The sequence below is a fragment of the uncultured Caballeronia sp. genome, from assembly GCF_964243625.1.
Classification (GTDB): domain Bacteria; phylum Pseudomonadota; class Gammaproteobacteria; order Burkholderiales; family Burkholderiaceae; genus Caballeronia.
The window spans coordinates 1-4,214 of the sequence record NZ_CAXTGZ010000172.1 but is presented as its reverse complement, the minus strand read 5'-3'; the positions used below and the strand labels follow the sequence as shown (position 1 = coordinate 4,214).

General features: G+C 58.7%; 1 protein-coding gene and 1 pseudogene. Both read right to left on the bottom strand.

The annotated features are described in order from the left end of the window. On the bottom strand, positions 1 to 2,487 hold a 2,487-nt coding region (rpoC, locus tag ACFFAR_RS13925; RefSeq protein ID WP_375508020.1), incomplete at its 3' end, for a DNA-directed RNA polymerase subunit beta'. A 21-nt stretch (positions 2,488 to 2,508) separates the two neighbouring features. Continuing rightward, a pseudogene (rpoB, locus tag ACFFAR_RS13920) lies at positions 2,509 to 4,214 on the bottom strand (DNA-directed RNA polymerase subunit beta); the annotation flags it as partial.

Here is a 4,214-nt window from a genome sequence, read left to right as displayed (position 1 = left end):
CGCCTTCATGGCCACGCCGTTCGTCGTGCCGCAATCGTCTTCGACCACGACCAGATCCTGCGTCACGTCAACGAGACGACGCGTCAGGTAACCCGAGTTCGCCGTCTTCAACGCCGTATCGGCCAGGCCTTTACGTGCACCGTGCGTCGAGATGAAGTACTGCAACACGTTCAGGCCTTCACGGAAGTTCGCCGTGATAGGCGTCTCGATGATCGAGCCGTCCGGCTTCGCCATCAGGCCACGCATACCGGCCAGCTGACGAATCTGAACTGCCGATCCACGCGCGCCCGAATCGGCCATCATGTAGATCGAGTTGAACGATTCCTGCTTCGTTTGATTACCGTCGCGGTCGACCACGGGTTCCGTAGCCAACTGCTCCATCATCGCCTTGCCGACCGCTTCCGACGTTGCCGACCAGATGTCGACCACGTTGTTGTAGCGCTCTTGCGAGGTGACGAGACCCGACATGTACTGACGGTCGTATTCCTTCACCTTCTTGGCTGCATCGCCGACGATCTGTTCTTTTTGCGGCGGCACGAGCATGTCGTCGACGCAAATCGAAATACCGGCGCGCGTAGCCAGACGGAACCCCATCTGCATCAACTGGTCGGCGAAGATCACCGTTTCGCGCAGACCGCACTTGCGGAATGCCGTGTTGATCAGGCGCGAAATTTCCTTCTTCTTCAGCGGACGGTTCAGCACCGAGAACGGCAGTCCTGGCGGCAGGATCTCCGACAGGATGGAACGGCCAACGGTGGTTGCGTACAGCGTGATCTTCGGCACGAACTTCGGTGCGCCTTCGCTTTGGTCCGGGTTGTGAATGTTTTCCGTAATCCGGACATTCACCCGCGACGCCAGCTCGACTTCCTTGTTTTCGTACGCGCGAATCGCTTCCGACACGCCGGTGAACGTCATGCCTTCGCCCTTGCCATTCACCGCTTCACGCGATGCGTAGTAAAGACCCAGCACGATATCCTGCGACGGCACGATCGACGGATCGCCGTTGGCCGGGAACAGGACGTTGTTCGACGCCAGCATCAGCGTGCGCGCTTCCATCTGCGCTTCCAGCGACAGCGGCACGTGAACGGCCATCTGGTCACCGTCGAAGTCGGCGTTGAACGCCGCGCAAACGAGCGGATGCAACTGGATCGCCTTGCCTTCGATCAGCACCGGCTCGAAAGCCTGAATGCCGAGACGGTGAAGCGTAGGCGCACGGTTCAGCATGACCGGATGTTCACGAATGACTTCTTCGAGAATGTCCCACACCACGGCTGTCTGGTTCTCGACTTCCTTCTTCGCGGCCTTGATGGTGGTAGCAACACCCATCACTTCCAGCTTGTTGAAGATGAAAGGCTTGAACAGTTCGAGCGCCATCAGCTTCGGCAAACCGCACTGATGCAGCTTGAGCGTCGGACCCACCACGATCACCGAACGGCCCGAATAGTCAACGCGCTTACCGAGCAAGTTCTGACGGAAACGACCGCCCTTACCCTTGATCATGTCAGCGAGCGACTTCAGCGGACGCTTGTTCGCGCCGGTCATTGCCTTACCGCGACGACCATTGTCGAGCAGCGAATCGACGGCTTCCTGCAGCATCCGCTTTTCGTTGCGGACGATGATCTCAGGCGCCTTCAATTCGAGCAGACGTTTCAACCGGTTGTTACGGTTGATCACGCGGCGATACAAGTCGTTCAGGTCCGACGTAGCGAAACGGCCACCGTCGAGCGGCACGAGCGGACGCAGTTCCGGCGGCAGCACCGGCAGCACTTCCAGCACCATCCAGTCCGGCTTGATGCCCGAACGCTGGAATGCCTCGAGCACTTTCAGGCGCTTCGCGTACTTCTTGATCTTCGCTTCCGAACCCGTGTTCTTGAGTTCGGTGCGCAGCACTTCGACCTGTTCGTCGATGTTGATTGCGCGCAGCAGTTCACGCACGCCTTCCGCGCCCATCTCGGCACGGAATTCGTCGCCGTATTCTTCAACCTTGTTGTAGTAATCCTCTTCCGTCATGATCTGCCGCGCTTTCAGCGGCGTCATGCCCGGTTCGATCACCACGTACGCTTCGAAATACAGCACGCGTTCGATGTCGCGCAGCGTCATGTCGAGCACCATGCCCAGACGCGACGGCAACGACTTCAAGAACCAGATGTGCGCAACCGGCGAGGCCAGTTCAATGTGGCCCATCCGTTCGCGACGCACCTTGGCGAGCGTCACTTCGACGCCGCACTTTTCGCAGATCACGCCACGGTGCTTCAGGCGCTTGTACTTGCCGCACAGGCACTCGTAGTCCTTGATCGGGCCAAAAATCTTGGCGCAGAACAGACCATCGCGTTCCGGCTTGAAGGTCCGGTAGTTGATGGTTTCAGGCTTCTTCACTTCGCCGAAGGACCACGAGCGGATCTTGTCCGGCGAGGCCAGACCGATCTTGATCGCGTCGAATACTTCAGGTTGTTGGACTTGCTTGAATAGATCGAGCAGAGCTTTCATTGCGTCTCTCCAGTAGTCCGATTAGTTCCGGTCCAGGTCGATGTCGATACCGAGCGACCGGATTTCCTTCACCAACACATTGAACGACTCAGGCATGCCGGCATCGATCACGTGGTCACCCTTGACCAGGTTCTCATACACCTTGGTACGACCCGCCACGTCATCCGACTTGACAGTCAGCATTTCTTGCAGCACGTACGAAGCGCCATATGCTTCGAGCGCCCACACTTCCATCTCACCGAAACGCTGGCCGCCGAACTGCGCCTTACCACCCAGCGGCTGCTGCGTGACGAGCGAGTACGGTCCGGTCGAACGGGCGTGCATCTTGTCGTCGACCAGGTGATGCAGTTTCAGGTAGTGCATGTAGCCCACCGTGACCGTCCGTTCGAACGGTTCACCCGTGCGGCCGTCGCTCAACTGCACCTGATTCTTCGACTTCGTCATGCCGAGCTGCTTCGCGATGTCGTCCGGGAACGCCAGATCCAGCGCACGTTCCATTTCGCCTTCCGTCGCGCCGTCGAACACCGGCGTTGCAAAAGGAACGCCTTCGCGCAGGTTCTTCGCCAATTCGACGATTTCGTCGTCGGTGAAGTTTTCCAGCTCTTCCTTGCGGCCTGACTCGTTGTAGATCTTGGTCAGGAAAGCACGCAGCTCTTCAATCTTCGTCTGACGCTGCAGCATTTCGCCGATACGCCATCCCAGACCCTTCGCGGCCCAGCCCAGATGCACTTCGAGAATCTGACCCACGTTCATCCGTGAAGGCACGCCCAGCGGGTTCAGCACGACGTCGGCCGGACGGCCATCGGCCATGTACGGCATGTCTTCGATCGGCACGATCTTCGACACCACACCCTTGTTACCGTGACGGCCGGCCATCTTGTCGCCCGGTTGCAGACGACGCTTAACAGCCAGGTACACCTTGACCATCTTCAGCACGCCCGGCGGCAGTTCGTCGCCTTGCGTCAGCTTCTTGCGCTTCTCTTCGAACGCCAGGTCGAACTGGTGACGCTTTTGTTCGATGGAATCCTTGATGGCTTCCAGTTGCGCAGCAGCTTCTTCGTCGGCCAGACGGATGTCGAACCAGTGGTAGTGATCCAGATCTTCCAGGTACGGCAGGTCGATCGCCGTGCCCTTCGCCAGCTTTTTCGGGCCGCCATTCGCGATCTTGCCGTTGAGCATACGGGCGAGACGCGAGAAAGCGTCGCCTTCCACAATGCGCAACTGGTCGTTCAAGTCCAGGCGATAACGCTTCAGTTCGTCATCGATGATCTGTTGTGCACGCTTGTCACGCGTAATGCCTTCGCGCGTGAACACTTGCACGTCGATCACCGTTCCGCTCATGCCAGACGGCACGCGCAGCGACGTATCCTTCACGTCCGACGCCTTCTCACCGAAGATTGCGCGCAGCAACTTTTCTTCCGGCGTCAGTTGGGTCTCGCCCTTCGGCGTGACCTTGCCGACCAGCACGTCGCCCGCTTCGACTTCAGCGCCGATGTACACAATGCCCGACTCATCGAGACGGCCGAGTTGCACTTCAGCCAGGTTCGAGATGTCGCGCGTGATTTCTTCCGGTCCGAGCTTCGTGTCGCGTGCAACCACATTCAGTTCTTCGATGTGGATCGACGTGTAACGGTCTTCGGCAACGACCTTCTCCGAGATCAGGATCGAATCTTCGAAGTTGTAGCCGTTCCACGGCATGAACGCGACCAGCATGTTCTGGCCGAGCG